Below are 6,129 nucleotides of genomic sequence, written 5' to 3' on the forward strand. Positions count from 1 at the left end.
TATAGCCCGAAAGCGTTCGGCTTCAGTTGCATTACCTTGTGATATTTACTGCCGCTGTTATTTTTAAAGAAGCCATATTCCTGCAGGCTGTTCGGATCGTTGCTTACAACAGCACTATTCCCTGCGCGACAGGCATATTCCCACTCAGCCTCTGTGGGTAAACGATAAAATATACCCGTCTGTTCATAGAGCCATTTGCAATACATAATGCCTGCCTGCTGACTCATGCTATTGGCAGGTTGCTTGGCATCGCGACCCATGCCCCACGTAAGGTCTATATATTGTGCTGTTGGTCGCGATACGGCATCTACCGCTATAGCTTTGGTTTGAGGTATATCCATATTCTTAAAGAAGGCATCCCACTCAGCAAAAGTTACTTCGTGCTCTTCCATCCAGAAGGGAGATAGTTCTACTTTTTTCTGTGGAGTTTCATCCTGCTCTTTCCTGCTATCCGAAGGAGCGCTGCCAATCGTAAAAGATCCGGCAGGTATAGCAACCATTTTAAAAGTTACCGATGTGCCGGGAATAGTTTGCTCGTATGTTTCAAAATTCTGCGCTGACAGATGAGAAGCGGAAAGTAAAAAGCAGGAAGCAAAAAGTGTAAAACGAAATGCAAGGTGGTTCTTCTTCAAAGCAATATTCATTATAATGGGCGATGAAGATAGACAATGAGAAGAGCGAATGCAACACTTATATGTAAATCGGATTTGATCACTCACAGGATGGTTTATTTTTATTCTTTCGCATGCCTGTTAAAAAACGATGACTCAGCTACCAAAAATAAGGAAGCGATCTTCGCTGTTTTTTTATATATTCATACTGGAATTGCCCATCTATTAGCACACCGCTTTCTCCGTGCTTTTTACTGCATACTTTCTGCAGTAATAGGAATCCGTCTGACAAAAGCCTTTAACTATTGATGTCTTTTGATTTTGCTATTCGTATTTCAAATACATCAATATAATCTGTTCGCTTTACGCAGATTATAAAATTCTTTGATGAAAGGTCTATATCTGAAAAGACTACATGAAAAAGGTAATCCTCATCGCCTTTTTGCTTTGGCTTCCAATGAGAGGTGAAGCTCAAAGCACACCTAACATTATGGTTGATCCACTGGCGAAAAGAGTGGATACGCTGGAACACTGGGTAGCAGAGAAAAATTATACCCGTATTCCCATAGCGGATTTTGAAAAGATAATCGATACCAAGATATCGGATCAGGTATATAATTCCATCTATAAATGGATTGCATTTCTGGGTGGTTTAATTGGATTGGTAGGAGTTTTTATCGGTGCATATTTTAAAACGCAAATAAAAACGGACGTTGAAGAAGCGATCAAAAAAGTTGGAGCGGAGCAGTCCAATAAAATTGCTGAACAGGATAAGAAGATAGAGGCTCTTCTGAAAACACAACAGAATTACGAAGAGCAGCATCGGCTATTTAAGAGTGAAGCATCAACGGCAATTGAAGAAAAAATAAACTCGCTGATGGGTTTTCTCTGGAATAACGTGGCTGATGCATTAACGAAGAAAGCTGCAGAGGAACAGTATCAGAAAACAGATGTGATTAATGATATTGAAGAGTTTATTGCCCGGAAAAACGTTTCCTTATCCAACGAAAGAATAGTAGCCTTAATTGATACTTTGATGCGGTGTTATTATCACGTGAGCGAAGATTTTTTTCAGCGTTACAGGATCGATCGCTATAGGAAAATGATTGAACTGCTCAATAAGTATGAAAAAGATTTTGAACTATATCCTCAAACGTATGCCAATGCCGCGATAGCATTAAGCAATAAGTATGAACTGTATGGTGTTAAATCGGACCGTGATGCCTGTTTGGATGCGTGTGAAAAATCCATTTCACGACTGCAAGACTATGGCTTGGCTTATGCTATAAAGATGGAGATATTTCTGATAGACTATGTTAAGGCATACGATGACCAGGAAAAACAAAATGCTATAGATGCAATCAGGCGTACGTTCAAATCTATTTCCAATAATAACTCTTCCATTATACGCGATGAACTGCTTGAGCGCTTTGAAGTAGATGATAAGGTTTCCTGGTTGCATCCGTATACATTGAACCTGGAGAAATTGTTTTCACAGGAAATGGACGAAACGAGAAAAGTTGCCATTGCCAACAATCTCAATAAATATGAACAGTATGGTAAAAAGAAATACCAGGATAGATGTATAACTCTTTGTAATGCACTACACGATGAATACTACAGTTATACTGTAAAACTGGAATTATATTGTATAGAGTATATGAGAAGCCCTTCGGAAGATGACCAACAGGTTGCGATGATCCGGATTTACGACATTCTTACAGTTACTATAGACAGTAATTCAAATGAATTGGCAGAAGACATTCGTAAAAAATTGCAAAACGATAAAGAGACCGATTACCTGAAAAAGTATATACAGAAAATAGAAGAGATAATAGAACAATTCAGAATGCAGAGCACTCAGCATACACCGTTATTGCATTGAGCATTAACCTATAGTTCAGTAACAAATGAAACTTCGTGGTGTGCGGTAATAACTGGAGATTTGAAATACTCCATTGCATCGCTCACCGCGAAGTTCTGATATAGTTAGTGCCTGAAAAACCAACAGCTTCAGATTCAGGCGATGTATAATTATTCCTGCGAATGAGCGGACGATTCGGGTATATATTTTTCATAAACAATCTCGGTGTCGTTCCATTCAGTTTTTTGTTCGTAGGTTTCTGTTCGCGGATCGTACTGTATCCGGAGCTTTCTGTTATTGATCCATGCTATATTTACCCGGGCACCACCCTCTGCGAACATGCGACCTTCGCTTGCGTGATCACTCATCACCAGAATATTTCCTGCCATATCGTTGTCGAGCGCGGTTGTGTTGTCGAGGATAGATACCTGTGTTGAGAAACCCGTTGTAGCGCCACAGTCGCGTATAAAGACCACTGCTTTATATTTACCATCGGGAGAAGTGAGTTCTTTAACCATTTGATTTCCGCACATATCGCCTGTCCCATAGGTGTATAGTATGCCAACCGCGATATATAGCGTGCCGAGTATAGCGATGATAATTAATAATCCGTAAAAGATTTTTCGGGCCATAGTTTATTCCTTATTTTTCATTTTACTCAGTCGCGCGAGAACTAATAGATCAACTACCAGTTTGCTGGCCTTGCCCGAACTATTGAGTCCCCAATAAGCAGGATACAGTCCGTCTCCCAGGCCAGAGGTGAACATAATTATATTTTGCTCCGAAGGATTTAGTATATAGTTAATCCAGTCGCCTTCTTTATAGGCACCTGCCGGTATATTTCCGTTTTTGGAAAACTCATTGGCAAAGTGATTGTCATATATATTCTTGTCAGGATTCTCGTCCGTAAAACTTCTGACAAAATCATAATACCTTTCAAAGGAATGAAAATCAGAGAATGACAATAGACCAGCATCTACCGGGAACAATCCGTTTACGACTTTCTCCTGCTCATCGAGCAAACTCTCATTTACCAGGGCGCATTCCCACGTGTCAGGAACTTTAGTGTCAAAATCGATCATCGCATACGCAATCCTGTAGCCCATACTGCAATCAATAAAGTATAGATATACCTTGTACTTACCGTTATCTACCAATTTTTCCAAGGGATGCGGATTGTATAATAAAAACGGATCGGTAATAATTAATTTACCCGATATTATAAGGATTTCCCCAATACAAAACTCATAGTATTGTTTGTTGTTTCGCAAATCCCGAAAATCGGTGAAATCAATCTTTACTTCTTCTCCATTAACCTGTTGCGTTACCTCATATTTCTGTGTGTGCGAAGCCATTGAATAAAAATATAGTATAGTAGTTTTATGTATAAAGAGAGAATGTATGCCGGTAGGTTATTTCACTTTCTTTGTCATGTCTCCGCGGCTGTTATAGATTTCTTCAATCATCAGTTCATGATCCGGTAAATATTCTTTCCAGCGTCCGAGTTTGATAATATCATAATTACTCTGCGTGCCCAGCGTTACAATCTCACGCAGCTTGGAGCGAAAATCTCTTCTACGTTTCCATACATAAATATTCATGTGATTGTCTGAAAAGGGTGCATAAGGCGGACGCTCGTACCACACCTCTTTCTCCTGGGTAGTTACATATATTTTATAGCACCATAAAACAATGTCAATGCCTTCTATAGAACTGTTCAGATAATGCGCTTCATCAATCGGATAACGCCTGATGCGTCTGTCTACTTTAAAGTAAAAATTTACTGTGTCATTATTATAGTTCCAGTAATCAGAGCAATCGCGTGAGCCATATTCCAGCCCGGGATATACTCGTTTAGCATCTTTCAGCGTCAGATTTTTCATCGATATATACTGGCCGTTGGGAAGCTTGCCTTCAAAATCTTTCGTGAGGTGTATCTTCGCTACATACTCCGAGTTTTCTTCGATCTCGTAAATAACACCTTTTACCTTCGACAGTGTATAGGCATCGCCCAGGCGATGTTCGGCATCCGTACTATGACAATATTTTCCGGCAGCCATATCTTCCAGTGTAACCGGTTGAAGATGCCCCAGCTTCGAAAGATCGGTAAATGTTGTTTTGCAGGGGCATGTATTGTTGATGGAGGCATGTGCCACAAAGGAAGTATCTACTACAAACGTGCGCTGCTCGAATGTATACTCCGTAGTATTCTGCTGCACGGATGAACAACCCACCGCACTCATAAGTATACAAAGTATAAAAGAAGGTTTTGAGTAACGCATAACACCGTTGTGACTTACCAAATATACACAACGGAAAAATGGTTATGCCAGTTTTGCCGCCATTCGTTTTGCGAGATCTTCAATATCATTCTTCCGGGCAAGCATATTTATCCATGTAGAAGGAATGCTGTCGATACCATAAAGCAATCCGGCAAGACCGCCAGTTACAGCCCCCGTTGTGTCAGTATCGTTTCCCAGGTTTACAGCTTTCAAAATCGCCTCTTGATAATTATTGGTGGTTAATAAACACCAGATGCTGGCTTCGAGTGTATGCAATACATAACCACGGCTGAATATTTTTGCTTCCGGTAACTCAGCAATATTTCCTTTCAGCAACCGGTCGAATAAACCGATCTCCTTCGTATTAATACCAAATGAATTTAAATAATCTGTAATGATCAACTGAAGTGATATATATACTTCAAACTTGTTATTGTCGAGTAATAGTAGTCGCGCAAATTCAAGATAATAGAAGCAGGTTATAACTGAGCGAACATGTTATAGCCCTAAAGCATTCATTTTTTCTTCTTCATAGATGCTGTCTTCAGCGGGGTATCGCAATATACCTTCATATTTTCCTGATTCTTTTGCCAATGCCCAGATGAGACTTTCTCCTGCCGGTATATTGGAAGGCTGCTTTTTAAATATAGGATCGTTAAACGCATCTTTCGCATTAACAACCGTCCAGCCCTTTTCCTTGAACATGGTAATGAGATCGCCTGCGAACAACGCCGCTGCAAGATTGTGGTGCAATAATAAAGTATGTTTGATGTGCCGACCGGTGATTGTATAGGAAAGATTCTCGTAATATACCGCGCGCTCATAAAGATGTTCGAGGTAGAATTTTCGGAATCCTGCTATATCCGCCTGGGGATTTTCGCGCAGTTTCTTGCGCAATCGGCTGTCAATATACCAGTCAGAAGCATCAATGGTAACATATCCATTGTTGTAATGATGTTCTTTCATTAACGCACGAAATGATTCTACTTTTTCCTTCGTATCACCTTCTTTCAGGTAAGGAAAACGAAACAGCGGAATATAGTTGCTATATTTTCGGATCAGCGAATCGTTACTCAGAAATTCATGCTTGAATTGTTCAAAGGTCACATGCTTGCTGCCATAGTTCAAATGCGATACAGTGTGATTGCCTATGCTATGACCACGATCGTTCCAGCTTGCGAGAAGCGCTTTTCCTTTTGTATCGGTTTTATTGTTGGAGGTAACAAAGAAAACTGCTTTTACTCCTGCGTTGTCAAGATGATTTAATAACATACCGTTCCATTGCTCGAAAGTATATCCGGGCATATCGTTGGTCACACCATCATCAAAAGTAAAGCTGACAACAGGTTGTGCCTGAACGGAGAATGTAATG

General features: G+C 40.1%; 7 protein-coding genes. 1 reads left to right on the top strand and 6 read right to left on the bottom strand.

The annotated features are described in order from the left end of the window. On the bottom strand, positions 1-632 hold a 632-nt coding region (locus VIN08_RS26590), incomplete at its 3' end, for a formylglycine-generating enzyme family protein (protein ID WP_331972271.1). Positions 633-1,026: 394 nt separating this feature from the next. Here VIN08_RS26590 and VIN08_RS26595 point away from each other — a divergent pair. Further along, positions 1,027-2,496: a hypothetical protein gene (locus tag VIN08_RS26595; protein ID WP_331972274.1), complete on the top strand. Its 1,470-nt coding sequence runs from the start codon at positions 1,027-1,029 to the stop codon at positions 2,494-2,496. 149 nt (positions 2,497-2,645) lie between these two features. Here the strand turns inward: VIN08_RS26595 and VIN08_RS26600 are convergent, their stop codons facing one another. The 5 genes from VIN08_RS26600 to VIN08_RS26620 form a co-directional block, all read right to left on the bottom strand. Continuing rightward, a complete protein-coding gene (locus VIN08_RS26600; protein ID WP_331972277.1) occupies positions 2,646-3,107 on the bottom strand; it encodes a DUF5412 family protein in 462 nt (153 codons plus the stop codon). A gap of 3 nt (positions 3,108-3,110) precedes the next feature. Next, complete coding sequence (locus VIN08_RS26605) at positions 3,111-3,830, bottom strand: DUF4241 domain-containing protein (protein ID WP_331972280.1); 720 nt, start codon at positions 3,828-3,830, stop codon at positions 3,111-3,113. A gap of 57 nt (positions 3,831-3,887) precedes the next feature. After that, positions 3,888-4,757 (bottom strand): hypothetical protein, encoded by an 870-nt coding sequence (locus tag VIN08_RS26610; protein ID WP_331972283.1) that lies wholly within the window; start codon positions 4,755-4,757, stop codon positions 3,888-3,890. A 42-nt stretch (positions 4,758-4,799) separates the two neighbouring features. Beyond that, entirely contained in the window at positions 4,800-5,240 is a 441-nt protein-coding gene (locus VIN08_RS26615) for an ADP-ribosylglycohydrolase family protein (protein ID WP_331972289.1), read from the bottom strand. A gap of 15 nt (positions 5,241-5,255) precedes the next feature. Next, positions 5,256-6,129 (bottom strand): polysaccharide deacetylase family protein (locus VIN08_RS26620; protein WP_331972286.1); only part of this gene is annotated, 874 nt, incomplete at its 5' end.

The sequence above is a fragment of the Ohtaekwangia sp. genome (genome assembly GCF_036568665.1).
In the GTDB taxonomy this organism is placed as follows: Bacteria; Bacteroidota; Bacteroidia; order Cytophagales; family Cyclobacteriaceae; genus Ohtaekwangia.